This is a genomic window from Coprococcus sp. ART55/1 (assembly GCF_000210595.1).
Lineage (GTDB): Bacteria > Bacillota > Clostridia > Lachnospirales > Lachnospiraceae > Coprococcus > Coprococcus aceti.
On record NC_021018.1, the window covers coordinates 217,689 to 234,731 of the forward strand.

Genomic DNA, 17,043 nt, shown 5'->3' on the forward strand with positions numbered 1-17,043 from the left:
CCCCTTTCTGAAACCTGTGCAGGTCTCTTGTACTCTCTAGTCTGCTCAAATGCATATGCAGCTCTGATTATGGTCTTCTCGTTAAATGCATCTCCAACCATCTGCACACCTATAGGCATTCCATCCTTATCAGTTCCACATGGAAGTGATATTCCCGGAAGTCCTGCAAGATTTACAGGGACTGTGTACACATCTCCCAGATACATCTTGATAGGATCTGAGAGTGACTCTCCCATCTTCAGTGCTGTTGTAGGTGCAACAGGTCCGAGAATGATATCATACTTCTCAAACGCCTTGTCATACGCCTGTTTGATGAGAGCCTTTGCCTTGAGGGCCTTTACATAATATGCATCGTAATAACCTGAACTCAGCACAAATGAACCGAGCATGATTCTTCTCTTGACCTCAGGGCCAAATCCTTCTGAACGGCTCTTCTTGTACATGTTGTGAAGATCTGTGTACTCTGGTGTTCTGTAACCATATTTTACACCGTCGAATCTCTCAAGGTTAGAACTTGCCTCCGCCGATGCAATGATATAGTAAGCAGGAATAGCATACTCAACCATTCCAAGATCAAACTCCTCAACAATAGCTCCCTTTGCCTTCAAAGTCTCAGCTACTCCATACACGGCTTCCTTTATCTCAGGCTCAAGTCCCTCTGTGAAATAGTCTCTTGGAAGACCGATCTTAAGGCCTTTCACATCATCCACAAGTGCGCTTGTAAAATCATTGTCATCTCTGTTAACTGATGTTGAATCCTTCTTGTCATACTGTGATATGATCTCAAGGATCGTCGCACAGTCCTCTACATTCTTCGCAAGTGGTCCGATCTGGTCAAGTGATGAACCGTATGCTATAAGTCCGTATCTTGACACTCTTCCATAGGTTGGCTTGATTCCGGTAACACCGCAGAATGAAGCCGGCTGTCTGATGGATCCACCGGTATCTGAACCGAGGGCACATGGCACCTCCTCACCGGCAACTGCTGCCGCTGATCCACCTGATGAACCACCTGGAACTCTATTTGTATCCCATGGATTTCTTGTCTCACCAAAATATGATGTCTCGGTTGTACTTCCCATGGCAAACTCATCCATGTTGGTATGTCCTACTATAACCGCTCCTGCTTCCTTGAGCTTCACAACGGCCTCAGCAGTATATGTTGGAACAAAATTTGACAGAATCTTGGATGAACAGCTTGTCTGCACACCCTCCTGGCACATATTGTCCTTTATTGCTATCGGCACTCCTGCAAGAGGACCATTGAGCTCTCCCGCATCTATCTTCTTCTGCACTTCCTCCGCCTGGGCAAGTGCTCCTTCACGATCAACCGTGACAAAACTATTATAATCTTTCTCGCACGCCTCGATGCTGTCAAGACAGGCCTGTGTCGCTTCAACTACGCTCACCTGTCCATCTTTAATAGCTTTTCCCAGCTCTACAGCCGTCATACCCATTAAATTCACTTCAGCCTACCTCCTAGTCAAATGTCTTTGGCACCTTGTAGCAGCCATCCTTCTGCTCTGGCGCATTCTTCAGCATGTTCTCTCTGTCGTCTCCATTTACAACAACATCCTCACGGAACACATTGTTGTATGGGAATGTATGGCTCATAGCCTCCACACCGTCTGTATTAAGTTCATTCAGTTTGCTGACATAATCAAGCATGTCTGACATATCCTTCTTTGCCTGCTCCTTCTCCTCCGGGGAGAGCTCAAGCTTTGCAAGGATTCCAACATAATCAATTGTTTCATCAGTTATCGTCATGTTCTTGTTCTCCTATCTTTAATGAGCAAAAATAAAGAATGTGCCTTCTTATTATTCTGTGTCAAATAATGTAAACACATTCTCCCGCCATGGTATTTTGTACCACAAAATTCCTCTAAAATATATCACATCCTGGGATATTATGCAAGACTATGGGCATTTTTACCTGTATTACGCAAAACACCGCCATGTAAAACGCTGCATACATGGCGGTACTGTAACTCTATTTAAATTATATACAGTACTAACTGTATTTTACTAATGTCTCCCTAGCCTGACTATCTCCTGAACACGACCAAGCTGTAGCCCAGCTCTATGTCCTATTTCAATAGAATATGTCTACTTTCTTATTTTTTTATATATTAATATCCCTGCACTTCCCATAAGAGCCAGAATAACCACAACTGCCGTTTCTTTTACAGGCAGCCGATCACCTGTATCTGGATGTCTGCCCGGAGGCGTGTTACGTGTTGTTGTCATGGTGTTTGTTGTTCCTGTTGTACTCCATGTAGTACGTTCCGTGGTCGACTCTGTAGTTGTACCCGTCGTAGTTTCTGTTGAGGTATCCTCTGTTGTTGTTCCTGTTGTTGATTCTGTTGTCGTGTCTTCCGTTGTGGTATCTTCTGTTGTGGTATCTTCTGTTGTGGTATCTTCTGTTGTCGTGTCCTCTGTCGTCGTGTCTTCTGTTGTGGTATCTTCCGTTGTCGTATCCTTTGTCGTTGTGTCTTCCGTGGTTGTGTCTTCGGTTGTCGTGCCCTCCGTTGTCGTATCTTCGGTTGTCGTATCTTCGGTCGTCGTACCCTCTGTCGTTGGCTCTTCATCCAGGAAATCATTTCCCGGTACTCTGTGGAACTCTCCTCCGTTTGAGAATACTTCACTCACCACACAACCATCCCAGTTGTGTCCGAGATTTACCGCTGCCTCTGGAGCTATCACTGTTCCAAATCCCCTGCCCGCAAATGTTATGCTTCCGCCAAATTGTCCATCTGCTGCCGAGCTGTCATAGAAGTTAAAATACATTCTGTTGTAGGCATTATAAAAATTACCATTATCGTTTGCCTTTGCATCGCTCTTGCTTCCAAGTATCAGATCGCCCAGAACAGCATCCTGGATACCTGCCAGATCAATATTCATGAGCAGCACCGTATCATCACCATAATCCGGGAACTCAAAATATATCGGATTTGTGCCCGCGGCGAGCTGACTGTAATCCATGGATACCACATGCAGTCCGCTACCATTTACTGACACACTTCTATCGTTCATATCACCTGTTATATCAACATCCACAGTACCCTCTGTGTCTGCATAAGTCCTAAGTTTCTGACTATAGTCAATAAACTTTCTCTGTATATCAGCCATATCTGCATATTTAGAATATTCACCATCCTCTGCAATCTCCGCATCGGTTCTGACATTTGCCGGACTGTCAAGCTTTGTCTCGGAGCCATCATTCATACGGATATATATTTCACCGCCATCTGCTCTCCTGACTTCCGATCCTGTATAAAGCATATCAGTTCCTGCATCCGACACACAGCCACACATCCGTTCAGCATTTTCAAAGTAGAATTCCTCATATACTCCATACGAATTTCTGAGTCCCGAGTTTGAATTTGCACTGAGTGTCCTTGTGATAAAGTTACTGTGAAGATGTGTCTGTGCATACAGTGTGTCAAAACATATCACACCAAAGTCCCCCATTAGCTCCGTTGCAGAGCTGCTTTGCAGCATATAACTGCCATCGTCCGCCTTTGCAAGTGCTCCTATAGTCCCCGCCGTCACGCAAAGCACAAAAACCATCGCCACTGCAACTGCTATGAGCTGCATAGTCTGAAAGCACATCCCATTATCATGGTTACCTCTCATTCAATGTCCGCCTTAACTATTTCGTCTCAAATACATAGTATTCAACAGACTTCCCGCATATTCGTTATAATAAAAAAATCCCCGAACAGATTCGACATAATTTTCACTATGTCTTATCCATCCGGGGATGAGCCAGGCAGGTCAGAATGGTCTCTCAGGATCAACCATATGCCTTATATTCCTATCCACATATATCGATGTCTCCACGGACCAGTCATACGCCGGTCTGTCATGAAATGGTCCCACATAAGCATATACCGCAATCTGTCCTGACAGTTCAGCCACCAGATACGGATATCTCTCAATATCTGAATTTTTATCCTTACCAGGCTTTGACTGCTTTGTCACTTTTGCCCGCCTCCGTGTTCTTAAGTCTTTACTCTATGATACTCACTATCTCCTCAGAGTCAGCCTTGACTTTATATGTCTCACCTATGTCAAGTTTGTCATATATAGACTTTTCAACTTTATATGTCTTTTCCTTATCCTTCACTTCACATGTGACTTCATATTCAACTGATTTTTTCCCTAGCCTCTCCTTGTCTGTGAGCTGGGGATCTGGGTATTCCGGTGTCTTTCCACCGCCCTCGGCGGTCTCCGTCCTGTCGTACTTCCACCGCCATATTGTATAATAATACTTCGTCCTGTATATAGGCTTATCTCTATACACCGGAACAGACCTCGTTCTCGTCACATATCCATAATCGTCCACATCATTTGCAACTTCAGAGAAGGTTCCATCTCCATTGTCCTCATAGCTGTACTCCACATGGGAACCTATCACCTCATATGAATCATAGGTCTCCTCACGCTCACCAACATATTCCTGTTCAGTATGGTGCACCTCTTGTTTCGTGGTCTTTAGCGTGGCACCCTCGGGGAGTTCCCAGTCGTCTTCATCACACAGAATATATTTCTCCACATCAACACTGGTCTTCCATGTCATATCCCTGACTGTGACTGTCCTCTTCTTTGGCATGGCTATGATCGCCGTAAGTCCGATTATAGCCGCTATCACAAGCATGCCGATCAGCGCTATCTTCCATGCTCCAAATGAATGTCCTCTTTTCCGATTGCCCTGCCCGCCTTTTTGTCCGTCGGCAGCCGTTCCTGTACCTGATGCATTCCTGGCATTCCTTGCGTCCTGCTCTTTCCTGACGTCAAAATACCCCTTATCCTTCGCACCTCGTTCAGCACCGCAGCTGCTGCACCGTGTGTTAAGAGCTGAATTGTAATTGCCACAATGATCACATAACCAGTCGGCACCTTTTCCCTTTGTCTGACTCTCCTCCGCGGACAAATACCGCACTCCATCCATATAGAACTTAACTTCCTGTCCCCTCGGCTTTCCGCAGGACGGACACTCACGCTTCGTTCCTTCTATATGTTTCGTACTACAATATGGGCAGTCCCAATACCCCATTACAAGTTTTCCCATACGCAATATCCTCCCCATATATACTACAGATAACTTACCTGCGCAGCAACATCGTAATCATGTGGTGTCTTGTTGTCAGTCTTGTGTCCAACGGCAAGAGCTATCTGGAATGAATATCCCTTCGGTATTGCAAGTGCCTTGTCAAAATATGCTTTCTTCTCCCCGTGAAGTGCATCATACACGCAACCGATTATCAGATTTCCGAGCCCCATGCTCTCTGCCGCTATAGCCATATTCTGAACTGCAATTCCTGAATCCACCTTGCTCCACTTGAAGTCATCCTCAGCGCTTAAGAATATGAGCACCGGAGCCTCATAATAGAAATTGTGAGGCTGCTTATCCTGTCCGCGAAGTGCACGCTTCTCTGCATCAAGCTCTTCCAGAATTGGAGCATCACCCTTAACAACTGTAAAATGTATCTCTTTCTTATTCATACCTGTAGGTCCCTGAAGCCCAGCCTCGATGACCTTCTCAAGCTGCTCCTTCATAACCTCTTCATCACTGTATGCTCTCGCTGAGCTTCTCTTTTTTATTACCTCTAATACCTGATTATCCATTGTCTTTTACCTCCTATTCTGTCATTCCTATACCGTTATCTCTATCTGATTATCCTCTATGCAGACCACACAGCTCTCATAGTATCCATCGCCTGTCGTCCGCGTCCACTTGTCACCTCATAGCCATCCTCCGCAAGCTGTCTGGTAAGCTCATCAACTTTTTCTTTGCTTCCCACACTGAATGCTATATGTATCAATCCGGTTCTGTTAAGTGTCTTTTCAGGATCATCCATTCCCTGCCTGTTCATTATCTCAAGCCTTGCGCCATCATCAAATGTGAGAAAATATGAACGGAAGTCCGTCGTTTTATTATGATATCCCTCATTTGCTGATGCTCCCAGATATTTCTCAAAAAAATTCTTCGCAGCTTTAAGATCATTCACATACATCGCAACATGCTCAATTCTCATAAATGCAACTCCTCATTATCTTATACGCTACACTCAGATAGACAAACTACTATATGCATGCTGCTATAGGCATGCTATATAAGCTATTTTAACCCAATGCCACATTTTACACAATGGCATAAAAATATCACCTTTATCCATTTGTATGAATAAAGGTGATATCCCGTTAAAAGCAACGTCTGTAATCAGCCCGTTACACAATTTCATTCTTAGAGCATTCCCTCAAGTGTCTCTCTGATAGCCTTGATGAAGTTCTCACTGTTGAGGACTGTTGGGTTCTCGAGAGTTGTGATGAGAGCCAGATCCTTTGTCATCTTGCCATCTTCTATGGTCTTGATGGTTGCAGCCTCGAGCTTGTCTGCAAAATCCTGAAGTGCCTGGATTCCATCAAGCTCTCCACGCTTTCTGAGTGCTCCTGACCATGCGAAGATAGTTGCAACTGAGTTTGTAGATGTCTCCTCGCCTGCAAGGTGCTTGTAGTAATGTCTCATAACTGTTCCGTGTGCTGCCTCGTACTCATACTTTCCATCAGGGGATACGAGAACTGATGTCATCATGGCAAGTGAACCAAATGCTGATGAGATCATGTCACTCATTACATCTCCATCATAATTCTTACATGCCCAGATGTAACCGCCTTCACTCTTCATAACACGGGCAACCGCATCATCTATAAGTGTGTAGAAGTACTCGATACCTGCTGCATCGAACTGCTCCTTATACTCCGCATCAAATATCTCCTGGAAGATATCCTTGAATGTGTGATCATACTTCTTTGATATAGTATCCTTTGTCGCAAACCACAGTGTCTGCTTTGTATCAAGCGCATACTTGAAACAGCTTCTTGCAAAGCTCTCAATAGACTTGTCCACGTTGTGCTGTCCCTGAAGAACACCAGGGCCATCAAACTTATGGATAGTCTCCTTTATAACCTGTCCGTCATCGCCTGTGAATACAAGCTCTGCAGTTCCAGGACCTGGAACATCGATCTCTACACTCTTGTACACGTCACCATATGCATGTCTTGCGATGGTGATAGGCTTCTTCCAGTTCTTAACACATGGCTCGATTCCCTTTACAACGATAGGTGCTCTGAATACTGTACCATCGAGAATTGCTCTGATAGTTCCGTTAGGGCTCTTCCACATCTCCTTGAGATTGTACTCCTTAACTCTTGCTGCATTAGGTGTGATGGTTGCACACTTTACAGCTACACCATACTTCTGTGTTGCATATGCTGAGTCAAATGTTACCTTGTCATCTGTCTCATTTCTATGTACAAGTCCAAGGTCATAGTACTCTGACTTGAGATCGATAAATGGATAGATAAGCTCATCCTTGATATACTGCCAGAGAATTCTGGTCATCTCATCTCCATCCATCTCTACAAGTGGTGTGGTCATCTGAATCTTTTCCATGTTTATGTCCTCCATTTTTATATTTCGTTTTTGAATTTTCTAAGTTATATTATACCCACTGCCGATTATAAACCATAAGGGGCTATATTTCTAGTTTTTTTGAATCATGCCTGCCATTTATTAATATTATTAAGCCCCATATGCTGACATGAAAACGAATGTTTATCATATATCATACATATCCATATATGCCTCTGACGGACACTTCACCTGATATTATATCGCGCACAGCTCCATCAGCATCCCTGACAAGGAGTCCGCCATCCGGGGAAAGTCCCAAGGCTGTATACTCAGTTTTCTGATCTCCCTCTATGACATATACCTGCTTATCCTTGTTCACAAGATAACTGTTGTACTCATCAACAAGAAATCCCAGATCTTTATTTATTACAAACTCATCATATAGTTTTTCAAACTCATTTGACACCTGCGCTATGAACCATGACCTGTCACATCCCCTGCCGTTCTCCAGAAGAATTGATGTCGCCTTGTCCGCAATGTCCTCCGGGAAACTCTGGTTATATACATTTATACCAATTCCCACGACAACATAACTAATATCAGTTCCCTCTGAACTCATCTCTGTAAGTATTCCGACAAGCTTCTTTCCATCTGAAAGTACGTCGTTGGGCCACTTTATCTGAGGCTTGACACCTTCCACTTTGCCGAATGCTCTTGCAAGTGCAACCGCCGACACCAGAGTTATCCTGGATACGCACGAGATATCTATATCCGGTTTTAGCAGATACGACATGGATATCGTTGTTCCCTTATCTGAATTCCAGCTATGTCCCCTCCGGCCTTTTCCTGCCGTCTGCTCATTTGCAACAAACAATGCGCCGTGTACAGGATCCGTCTCACCAACAATCTTAGCGCGGGTGTTTGTTGAATCAGTTTCATCATAGTAGTAGAGTTTTCTTGCAAATGTCTTCGTGTTGAGGTGCCTCGATATATTTTCCTCAGACATGACATCAGGAACGCTAACCAACCTATAGCCTTTATTATTAACTCCTTCTATGACATATCCATCATTTTTCAGAGCCTGTATATTTTTCCACACTGCGGTTCTTGACACACCCAGCAGTTCACACAATTCCTGTCCTGATACAAAACCATCCGTACTCTGGAGTTTTTCAAGAATTTTCTTTTTCATCTGTTCTTACCTTCTCTCTGAAAATATTGTACACTGATTCACATTTTGCCTTCGCCCCGGCAAACGGCACTACATAACTCTCCTTCCCCCTGTCGAACTTAAAAATATAATACTTCATCTCGGGATCTGGTTCTATCATTGTATAACCCGTCACTGCTTCATATGGTATGATCTTACTTCCACCCTTTTGAAGTATCGTTATCCTGTCCTGTCCAAACAAATATGTAGCATCATATGCTGCACTCCTGAATGACGCCCTTACAATATAAAACCCATATGCCATGGCTGCTATAGAAACCGCCGCCTTCAAAAACCTGTAGTGACCTCCCATGGCCCACCACATACACGCGATTCCAATCAGTATAAATACTATTCCCACAATACGATAGGCAGCTCTGGTATTCTTTCTCTTGATAACCTTCTGTCTGATTATTCCATCAATCTGGGACTCCTGCTCCTCTCGTCTCGCCCGCTCAAGCTCATCCACTAGCTTTCCTGCCTGATTCACAAGAACTTTCTGCCTGTAAGATTTTGCTGTGCCACCGTTCATACTATTTATATTCCTGATTTCTTCTCTGCCCGTTTTATTATTCTTGCCAATTCTTTTTATCGTTCTTTTTTTATTATTTTTTTATCGCTATCTCTACTCATTCCATATCCCCTGCCAGGTCATGATCACTACTGATATCATCCCGGTTCGTATCCATGCGCTTTATGCACAATTATTTTCTCTTTTTTCATCACTTTTACGACTGTACTTATATTAGTTCAGAGACTAATATATATCAAGTTTTCACCATTACAAAAGTGTTTACATTTTACCACGTTTAATCACCTTTTTTCCATATATAAAATCATTAAAAGGTGATTAACTAGCAAACACACGATATCGTGAAAACAAGCAATTTATAAACAAACAACTAGATTTTTGAGAGGTGAATCACATGAAGAATTTTATTGCGCGCATCAGTGGCACAAAAGACCTCACTGAAGGAAAGCCTTCAAAGCTTATATTGAACTTTGGTCTGCCCCTTCTCTTTGGTCTGATATTTCAGCAGTTTTATAATATGGTAGATTCTGTCATAGTCGGGCAGAAGCTTGGGACTGACGCGCTGGCGGCTGTGGGTTCCACCGGAAGCATCAACTTCATGATACTCGGTTTCTGTATAGGAATCTGCAACGGATTTGCAATACCTGTTGCACAGGCTTACGGTGCGAAGGATTTCAAGGCTCTTAAGGCTTATATAATCAACAGTATATGGTCATCCGTTGCACTGGCTGCTGTTATAACAGTGGCAGTAAGTATCTTTACCATGCAGATACTCAAGGCTCTCAGAACACCTTCGAATATCATCGATGATGCATATATATACATATTTATAATATTCCTGGGCATTCCGGCAACCTTCCTCTACAACCTGACTGCCGGAATACTGAGATCACTCGGAGACAGTATCACACCTGTCATATTCCTTGTGGGTTCATCAATTGTCAACATAATACTTGATCTTATACTTGTTGTTCCTATGGGCGTCGCCGGAGCTGCAGTTGCCACAGTAGCTTCACAGGCAGTGTCAGGAATCATATGTACGATATACATGACAAAGAAACTGAAGTATCTTGAATTCAGTAAAGAGGATTGGACATTCAGCATGCGCCACTGCCTTAAGCTCTGCGGTATGGGTCTGCCTATGGGCCCGCAGTACAGCATAACCGCCATAGGCAGTGTCATTCTTTCAGACCGCAGTCAATGATATGGGTTCAACATATGTTGCAGCCGTATCAGCAGGAAGCAAGATTTCCATGTTCATGTGCTGTCCTTTCGATGCAATGGGCTCCACCATGGCAACATACGGAGGTCAGAATGTTGGTGCCAGACGTCTTGACCGTGTTGATCAGGGACTTAAAGCCTGTATCAAGATGGGAATCATATATGCCCTCGTGGCTCTGGCTTTCTCCATCGTATTCGGAAAGCAGCTTGCACTTCTCTTTGTAAAGAAGGAACAGATTGAGCTTATCGGCTACATATATGAATTCGTGGTTATCAACGCCGCATTCTACATATTCCTGGCTCTTGTGAATATCGTAAGATTCATGATACAGGGGCTTGGATACTCGACTTTCGCCATACTTGCAGGCATATGTGAGATGATTGCCCGTTCTGTTGCCGGTTTCGTGCTGGTGCCTCATTTCGGTTTCATCTGCGTATCACTAGGAAGTCCGCTTGCATGGGTATGTGCTGATCTCTTCCTGATACCTGCGTACCTGTGGGTTATGAAACAGCTGAGACGAAAATTCGGGGGAAATAAAATCAGCCGTGCAAAGTCCGCAACGGCAACAATATAATCGGTTTATGAACAGACTCACTTGTGTCTCGATCACATGTGAGTCTGTTTCATTTGCACCCTATTGGGATACTAAAGTCTGTTCTGCATCCTTTCCTGTTTCGGAGTGATTCCCCTCCACTTTTTATACACACGGATAAAATAACTGCTGTCCGAAAAACCATTTTCCTGCGCGATATATTCCATGGAATAATCCGAATACAGCAGCATGTTCTGCGCCTTGTTGAGCCTTATATACAATATGTATTCCTTACACGATCTTCCATAACGAGCCTTAAATGATCTGGCAAAGTGTGAATAACTCATACTGCACATTTCTGCCAGATCTTTAACCTCAATCTGTTCTGACGAATGCGCATCTATATATTCCAGTATGTGATTGAAATACACATCACCATCCGACCTCCTATGCTTAAAATCTCCATTTGTTTTCATTTGTCTTGCCATGATGATGAGCAACTTATATATCCCAGACTGAACCGCAAGCATGTACATCTCCCGTTTTTCCGTATACTCCTCAAATATATCCTGAACAATATCTGCCATACTTTCTTTTAGTTTTTCAGACCTTATAACCATACAGAAATCTGTAGTCTCCGTCCTGTATACAAAGCAATCATACATTTTCCTTATATAAGTCTGGGGAATGCCCAGTGTATACATATTAAACTTTATGACCGCATACTTCACCGATTCCGTACAGGTCTTATCCGCCTTTATACTGTGGAGCTGCAGCGGATATAGGTAGCACATATCCCCTTTTCTGAGAACCGTCTCTCCATCATTGCAGATCACCCGGATAGATCCGCTGACTATATAAAGCATCTCACTGTAATAGTGCCAGTGCAATTCAGAATGCACACAATCTGTGTAAAATATATCATATGGCTGTTTCATCTCATCAATGTACTCAAATATTTCCATAGCAGTCTCCCCCTACGATCCAAGTTGTATCATGATAGGTTTATACTATTTTTTGCTCTTTATATAATACAATTATTACATTTATTTGTATATGATAAAAACATATCAAACACATACTAATGAAGGAGAAAATAAGATGCAGAAAGCAGCAAACAAGCACATATCGCATTCAGCACAGAATCTGCTGGATTATTTATCGGAGATTTCTGGTAAAAAGATAATAACAGGTCAGCACACACAGACCAATTCTATGGAGGAGATTGACTATATATACGAACAGACAGGCAAATGTCCGGCACTCAGAGGTTTCGAGTTGCTTGGATACTCGCCAAACATAAACTATAATGATGCATCCGCAGAATGTCTCACAGAGGTATATGAAAATCAGGATACCCTTGACACCGCTCTCGAATGGGCAAAGAAAACAAATGGCATTGTCACTTTCACATTTCACTGGTTCTCTCCGATTGGAGGTCGTGACAAGAGTTTCTACACAGAGCACACTGACTTCGACGCTGAAAAGGTGCTCATTCCAGGAACAAGAGAACGTGATGCTTTCTACCACGATATGGACATCATCGCAAAGGAACTCCGAAGATTCCAGCTTGAAGATATCCCGGTTCTGTGGAGACCTTTCCACGAGTCCGAGGGCACCTGGTTCTGGTGGGGTGCCAAAGGTCCTGCTGTTGCGGCAAAGCTCTACAGACTCATGTTCGACTACTATACAAATGTACTGAACATCAACAACCTTATATGGGTATGGAACTGTCCTACAAAAGGCGTATACCCTGGAGATGACTTCGTTGATATTGTCTCCATGGACATATATCTGCCGGAATACACAGCAACCGATTACAGTGAAGAATACACAAAGCTTGTAGAAGCTACCTCTCCGAACAAGGTTGCCGCCCTTACCGAAGTTGGATATATACCGGATATACATCTTCTGGAGAAGTCACACACTCCATGGGCATACTACATGACATGGTCTGAAGAATTCTGCATAGGAGAAAAATTCAATTCCAACGAAAATCTTAAGGCTATGTATGACAGCCAATATGCTGTTACCGGAAAGTAAGTGGGTAAGTCTGTTATATGTAACTGCTGTAATGCTCACTTTATAAAACGACTTCAAAAATCGTTCCTCCAGACGGATTAGACTTAACTGCAATATTGCCATCATGCACTATCACGATCTCGCGGACAAGAGCAAGTCCCAGTCCTACGCCGCCAAGCTCACGGCTTCTGGATTTATCCACGCGAAAGAAAGGTTCAAACACGCGATCCTTCAGTTCTTCCGGGATACCATTTCCGGTATCCTCTACTGACAGGTAAACGTGTTTTTCCTTCTGACGCGCTGTCACTGTAACCCGTCCTCCTGTGCGGTTATATTTTATAGCATTCTCAACAAGATTGTATAACATCCTGTAAATAAGGATGTCACTTCCTATCATCGTTACATCCGTACATTCTCCAATAAGTTCTATATCCTTTTCCTGTGCAAGAGGTTCCAGATCCGCCAATACCTCATCAACAAGCGCGTCGACCATTATTTTATCATCCCGGCTCACAGTTTGAAGCTCACTCATATCAAGAAGTGTCTTTACCATTTTGCTGAGTCTCTCATTCTGTTCAGTGACCATCTTTATCGTCTGCAGAGTGACTTCGTCATCTCCCGGATGCCGGGAAGAATTATATGAGTCAAGCTGTATCTGCATTAAAGACAGTGGAGTTCTGAGCTCATGTGCTGCATTTGCAGTAAACTGTCTCTGTATCTCAAATGCATCCGAGAGGCGTTCAAGCATCTTGTTATATGAAACGCTGAGCTGGTTCAGTTCTTTAACATTGTTTTCTTCTATTCGTGAATCCGCCAGATTCTGTGCCTGTACCTCTTCAATTTTATCAGAAAACTCACTGATAGGCTTTAGTGCATGCCCACTTATAAAATATGTAGCTACTCCGCCAAGCAGGGCCAGCAAGGCAGAAATTATCAGGCTGTTTTTCTTGTAATCTGCCTTATTATTGTACACCTTAACAGAAAAATCATTTGCAAATTCATCCCACTTATCCTCCGGAATACTGATATATATTTCATCAGTACCACTCCCATTATCATCTCCCTGGGCATCAACGGTTTCTTGCAGAGAATCAATATAATACACACCATTTTTATAGACAAGTAAAGTAAGGCATCCACATATAAGCGCAATATATAATGTGATTATACAGGTAAGCCTCCACTGCAGCGACATTCTTTTCATCTGTCGGACTCCTCTCGTATTTTATAGCCTTCTCCCACCTTGTTCAAAATCGGATCATATCCAAGCACTGCCTTAAGCTTTCTTCTCAGCGAAGACATATGTACTCTGATTGCTCCACTGAAGCTGTCAACCGAAGCATCCCAGACATGCTCCATCAATTCCTCCTGGCTTACCGGTCTGCCCAGATTAAGAAGCAGATATTCCAGGATTCCATTTTCTTTTCTTGTAAGGGGAACCTTCTCTCCTTTTGCGTATGCCTCACGTTTTATCGTATCAAACTTTATCCCGCCGCTTTCCAGACATACATCCTTCTGTACAAATTTTCTTCTTGTAAGGCTTCTGATACGTGCCTCAAGCTCCTGCAAATGAAATGGCTTTTCCATATAATCATTTGCACCCGCATCCAGCCCTTCAACCTTATCCGCGATCTGTCCCCTTGCAGATAATATGATAACCTTTGTCTCTTCATTTTTCTGTCTGAGTTCCTTTAAAATCTCCATTCCATCCACACCTGGCAGATTCAGATCCAGAACGATCAGATCATATTCCTCTGACAGAATGCATTCAAGAGCCTCTTCTCCGTCATAACAGGTATCCACCTCATACCCGACATCATACAGACTTTTCGCAATCATATCACATATCTGTTTCTCATCTTCAACTATCAATAATCTCAAAACTGTCACCTGTTTCTTAACAAAAATCCTTCTTAACAAAAATTTTACAACAGCTATTGTATAATACCAAAGTCAGCTGGTCAACAAACACAATCATGAAAGGAGCTACAATATCTTGAAGTACGGGAAAATATCTCAGATCATTTTACTCATCACGGGTATAGCAATGATCAGCTATGGTGCAGTCAGAGGTGAAGCGGCTGCCGTGCTCAGCAAAGCAATAAAATTATGTCTGGAGTGTGTAGGAATTGGATAAGAATAAATCACTGTCAAAAAAAACAGCCAGAATACGCGGATGGATACAGGCAGCTGCCACGCTGCTTACCAATATTCACATCCCCAATTTATTTAAAGGCAAGATCTATCAGGGCAAAGCCAAAACAGTATGCGTACCGGGATTAAACTGTTACTCCTGTCCCGCTGCAACAGGAGCGTGTCCCATTGGTGCATTTCAGGCGGTCGTCGGATCATCCAAATTTAAATTTTCTTACTACATAACTGGTTTTTCATTTTGCTCGGTGTGATCCTCGGAAGATTTATATGTGGATTTTTGTGTCCATTTGGATGGTTTCAGGATCTGCTTCACAAAATTCCCGGAAAAAAGTTTTCCACAGCCAGGCTGAAACCACTAAGATACCTGAAATATATAATCCTTATTGTTTTCGTTATACTTCTGCCGATGCTTGTAACGAACTCCATAGGAATGGGAGACCCGTTCTTCTGTAAGTATATTTGTCCACAAGGTGTTCTGGAGGGAGCTATACCACTTTCACTTGGAAATGCGGCTATACGCTCTGCACTTGGAAAACTGTTTTCTTTTAAATGCCTTATTTTAATTACAGTTGTCGTTCTGAGTATTCTGTTCTACAGACCCTTCTGTAAATGGATTTGTCCTCTCGGCGCAATCTACTCGTTATTTAACAAGGTCAGCCTTATGAGTATCAAGGTTGAAAGCAGCAAATGTGTCGGATGCGGTAAGTGTTCAAAGGCATGCAAAATGGATGTAGATGTATGCAAAACACCAAATCATCCGGAATGCATACGATGCGGAGCATGTATGAAGGCATGTCCAAAAGATGCGATCCACTATCAGTTTATGGGAAAGCCATGTTCCCAAAAAGGACATAAGCAATCTTCCAAAACCAACATGTAACAATCAACCACACTAATATTATTTAAAGGAGCAATTATTTATGAAGACAAAAAGAACATTAATATCTATTATCACTCTCTGTGCAGCATTATCTCTCACGGCATGTAACGGATCAGAATCTGCCACAACTGAGAGTTCACAAAAAACCCAGACAGAAGCCACCACTGAAGCTGCGGACAATTCCAACACGAAACTGGATGATCTATATCAGCAGGAGAACCAGATCTTTTCAGATCACCAGGAAGTATGGAACAAGGTATTTGGCATGATGAATAAAAGCAGCGCTGATCCAAACGGAGATTATGCCGATTATCTGGCCGGCACCGTTGAATCAAACAAGGAATCCTTTACAGATGATGAACTTAAAACACTTAACGATGATATCGAAACTATCAGACAGATTGAAAAGCAGATAACAGAAATCGAAAATAAAAACGCAGGATCAGAAAGCACCGACCAGAACGACAGTTCCGAAGAAATCACACCTTTCAAGAGTTTCTCCGGCAAGGATTTGGATGGTAATTCTGTTGACGAAAGCCTGTTTTCCAATAATGCAGTAACCGTCGTTAATTTCTGGTTTACCGGCTGCAAGCCTTGTGTCGCAGAATTGTCCAAGCTTAATGAATTAAATGATGCCATCAAATCGATGGGCGGCGAGGTAATAGGTATCAACACAGAGACATTTGACGGAAACGAAGATGCTATCAAGGAAGCCGCAGCCGTTCTTGACAGTCAGGGTGCAAAATACCGCAATATCTCCGTTGACTCTGATTCTAGCATAGGCAAATATGCCTCCGACATCATGGCATTTCCTACAACCATACTAGTCGATAGAAATGGTAATATTGTCGGAGAGCCTATGCTTGGAGGGATCGACGATCAGGCTAACTACGACTCTCTCATGAAACAGATCCAGTCAGTGATCGACGCTGATAACAAGGATAAATAATTATAGTTGACTTTAAATTGAATATACTAATGAAAGGACAAGAAGCCTTTCTGCTTTTCAAAAAAGGTCATCCGGTTTTCAAGAAACCAGATGACCTTTTCCCGTGCAATAAAATTTCATAT

Annotated in this window: 15 protein-coding genes and 3 pseudogenes; 5 read left to right on the forward strand and 13 right to left on the reverse strand. The window is 42.9% G+C overall.

Annotated elements, in window-relative coordinates; translation table 11 throughout:
* The 10 genes and pseudogenes from gatA to CCU_RS01015 all read right to left on the reverse strand — a co-directional run.
* Nucleotides 1–1,457 (reverse strand): Asp-tRNA(Asn)/Glu-tRNA(Gln) amidotransferase subunit GatA (gene gatA, locus CCU_RS00970; RefSeq protein ID WP_208896325.1); only part of this gene is annotated, 1,457 nt, incomplete at its 3' end.
* Nucleotides 1,458–1,479: 22 nt separating this feature from the next.
* Nucleotides 1,480–1,767: an Asp-tRNA(Asn)/Glu-tRNA(Gln) amidotransferase subunit GatC gene (gene gatC, locus CCU_RS00975; protein ID WP_015533226.1), complete on the reverse strand. Its 288-nt coding sequence runs from the start codon at nt 1,765–1,767 to the stop codon at nt 1,480–1,482.
* A 339-nt stretch (nt 1,768–2,106) separates the two neighbouring features.
* Nucleotides 2,107–3,636 (reverse strand): hypothetical protein, encoded by a 1,530-nt coding sequence (locus tag CCU_RS00980; RefSeq protein WP_015533227.1) that lies wholly within the window; start codon nt 3,634–3,636, stop codon nt 2,107–2,109.
* A gap of 141 nt (nt 3,637–3,777) precedes the next feature.
* The gene (locus CCU_RS00985) at nt 3,778–3,984 is read right to left on the reverse strand and encodes a GNAT family N-acetyltransferase (protein WP_055223730.1); all 207 of its coding nucleotides are present in this window, start codon (nt 3,982–3,984) and stop codon (nt 3,778–3,780) included.
* A gap of 28 nt (nt 3,985–4,012) precedes the next feature.
* Nucleotides 4,013–5,074, reverse strand: a complete 1,062-nt coding sequence (locus CCU_RS00990) for a zinc finger Ran-binding domain-containing protein (RefSeq protein ID WP_015533228.1) — start codon at nt 5,072–5,074, stop codon at nt 4,013–4,015.
* Nucleotides 5,075–5,097: 23 nt separating this feature from the next.
* Nucleotides 5,098–5,631: a nitroreductase family protein gene (locus CCU_RS00995; protein WP_015533229.1), complete on the reverse strand. Its 534-nt coding sequence runs from the start codon at nt 5,629–5,631 to the stop codon at nt 5,098–5,100.
* Nucleotides 5,632–5,658: 27 nt separating this feature from the next.
* Nucleotides 5,659–6,041, reverse strand: a pseudogene (locus CCU_RS01000) (VOC family protein).
* Between the two features lie 209 nt (nt 6,042–6,250).
* Nucleotides 6,251–7,459: an NADP-dependent isocitrate dehydrogenase gene (locus tag CCU_RS01005; RefSeq protein WP_015533231.1), complete on the reverse strand. Its 1,209-nt coding sequence runs from the start codon at nt 7,457–7,459 to the stop codon at nt 6,251–6,253.
* A gap of 172 nt (nt 7,460–7,631) precedes the next feature.
* Nucleotides 7,632–8,612, reverse strand: a complete 981-nt coding sequence (locus CCU_RS01010; RefSeq protein WP_015533232.1) for a biotin--[acetyl-CoA-carboxylase] ligase — start codon at nt 8,610–8,612, stop codon at nt 7,632–7,634.
* Entirely contained in the window at nt 8,593–9,162 is a 570-nt protein-coding gene (locus CCU_RS01015; RefSeq protein ID WP_015533233.1) for a hypothetical protein, read from the reverse strand. The genes CCU_RS01010 and CCU_RS01015 overlap by 20 nt, the downstream gene beginning before the upstream one ends.
* Before the next feature lie 394 nt (nt 9,163–9,556).
* Here CCU_RS01015 and CCU_RS14650 point away from each other — a divergent pair.
* Nucleotides 9,557–10,958 (forward strand): annotated as a pseudogene (locus CCU_RS14650) (MATE family efflux transporter).
* 71 nt (nt 10,959–11,029) lie between these two features.
* Here the strand turns inward: CCU_RS14650 and CCU_RS01025 are convergent.
* A complete protein-coding gene (locus CCU_RS01025) occupies nt 11,030–11,881 on the reverse strand; it encodes an AraC family transcriptional regulator (RefSeq protein WP_015533236.1) in 852 nt (283 codons plus the stop codon).
* A gap of 136 nt (nt 11,882–12,017) precedes the next feature.
* On the opposite strand from CCU_RS01025, the gene CCU_RS01030 reads away from it, so the two are divergent.
* On the forward strand, nt 12,018–12,959 hold the full coding sequence (locus tag CCU_RS01030) for a glycosyl hydrolase (protein WP_015533237.1): 942 nt from the start codon (nt 12,018–12,020) through the stop codon (nt 12,957–12,959).
* Nucleotides 12,960–12,999: 40 nt separating this feature from the next.
* Here CCU_RS01030 and CCU_RS01035 read toward each other — a convergent pair whose 3' ends face one another.
* On the reverse strand, nt 13,000–14,142 hold the full coding sequence (locus tag CCU_RS01035; protein WP_015533238.1) for a HAMP domain-containing sensor histidine kinase: 1,143 nt from the start codon (nt 14,140–14,142) through the stop codon (nt 13,000–13,002).
* Entirely contained in the window at nt 14,139–14,777 is a 639-nt protein-coding gene (locus CCU_RS01040) for a response regulator transcription factor (protein WP_238045940.1), read from the reverse strand. Before CCU_RS01040 ends, CCU_RS01035 begins: the two co-directional genes overlap by 4 nt.
* A gap of 154 nt (nt 14,778–14,931) precedes the next feature.
* Between CCU_RS01040 and CCU_RS14655 the strand changes: the two genes are divergently transcribed.
* The 3 genes and pseudogenes from CCU_RS14655 to CCU_RS01050 all read left to right on the forward strand — a co-directional run bounded on the left by CCU_RS14655 (nt 14,932) and on the right by CCU_RS01050 (nt 16,921).
* Nucleotides 14,932–15,075 (forward strand): CD1871A family CXXC motif-containing protein, encoded by a 144-nt coding sequence (locus tag CCU_RS14655; protein ID WP_055223724.1) that lies wholly within the window; start codon nt 14,932–14,934, stop codon nt 15,073–15,075.
* A pseudogene (locus CCU_RS01045) lies at nt 15,068–15,972 on the forward strand (4Fe-4S binding protein). Before CCU_RS14655 ends, CCU_RS01045 begins: the two are co-directional and overlap by 8 nt.
* A gap of 40 nt (nt 15,973–16,012) precedes the next feature.
* Complete coding sequence (locus tag CCU_RS01050) at nt 16,013–16,921, forward strand: TlpA disulfide reductase family protein (protein WP_015533239.1); 909 nt, start codon at nt 16,013–16,015, stop codon at nt 16,919–16,921.
* Nucleotides 16,922–17,043: the final 122 nt, after the last annotated feature.

What these genes read in the sequence shown, in the direction of transcription:
- gatC (WP_015533226.1), bottom strand. Translation starts at nt 1,767, where the DNA reads ATGACGATAACTGATGAAACAATTGATTATGTTGGAATCCTTGCAAAG.
- CCU_RS00980 (WP_015533227.1), bottom strand. Translation starts at nt 3,636, where the DNA reads ATGAGAGGTAACCATGATAATGGGATGTGCTTTCAGACTATGCAGCTC.
- CCU_RS00990 (WP_015533228.1), bottom strand. Translation starts at nt 5,074, where the DNA reads ATGGGAAAACTTGTAATGGGGTATTGGGACTGCCCATATTGTAGTACG.
- CCU_RS00995 (WP_015533229.1), bottom strand. Translation starts at nt 5,631, where the DNA reads ATGGATAATCAGGTATTAGAGGTAATAAAAAAGAGAAGCTCAGCGAGA.
- CCU_RS01005 (WP_015533231.1), bottom strand. Translation starts at nt 7,459, where the DNA reads ATGGAAAAGATTCAGATGACCACACCACTTGTAGAGATGGATGGAGAT.
- CCU_RS01010 (WP_015533232.1), bottom strand. Translation starts at nt 8,612, where the DNA reads ATGAAAAAGAAAATTCTTGAAAAACTCCAGAGTACGGATGGTTTTGTA.
- CCU_RS01015 (WP_015533233.1), bottom strand. Translation starts at nt 9,162, where the DNA reads ATGAACGGTGGCACAGCAAAATCTTACAGGCAGAAAGTTCTTGTGAAT.
- CCU_RS01025 (WP_015533236.1), bottom strand. Translation starts at nt 11,881, where the DNA reads ATGGAAATATTTGAGTACATTGATGAGATGAAACAGCCATATGATATA.
- CCU_RS01030 (WP_015533237.1), top strand. Translation starts at nt 12,018, where the DNA reads ATGCAGAAAGCAGCAAACAAGCACATATCGCATTCAGCACAGAATCTG.
- CCU_RS01035 (WP_015533238.1), bottom strand. Translation starts at nt 14,142, where the DNA reads ATGAAAAGAATGTCGCTGCAGTGGAGGCTTACCTGTATAATCACATTA.
- CCU_RS01040 (WP_238045940.1), bottom strand. Translation starts at nt 14,777, where the DNA reads ATGATTGCGAAAAGTCTGTATGATGTCGGGTATGAGGTGGATACCTGT.
- CCU_RS01050 (WP_015533239.1), top strand. Translation starts at nt 16,013, where the DNA reads ATGAAGACAAAAAGAACATTAATATCTATTATCACTCTCTGTGCAGCA.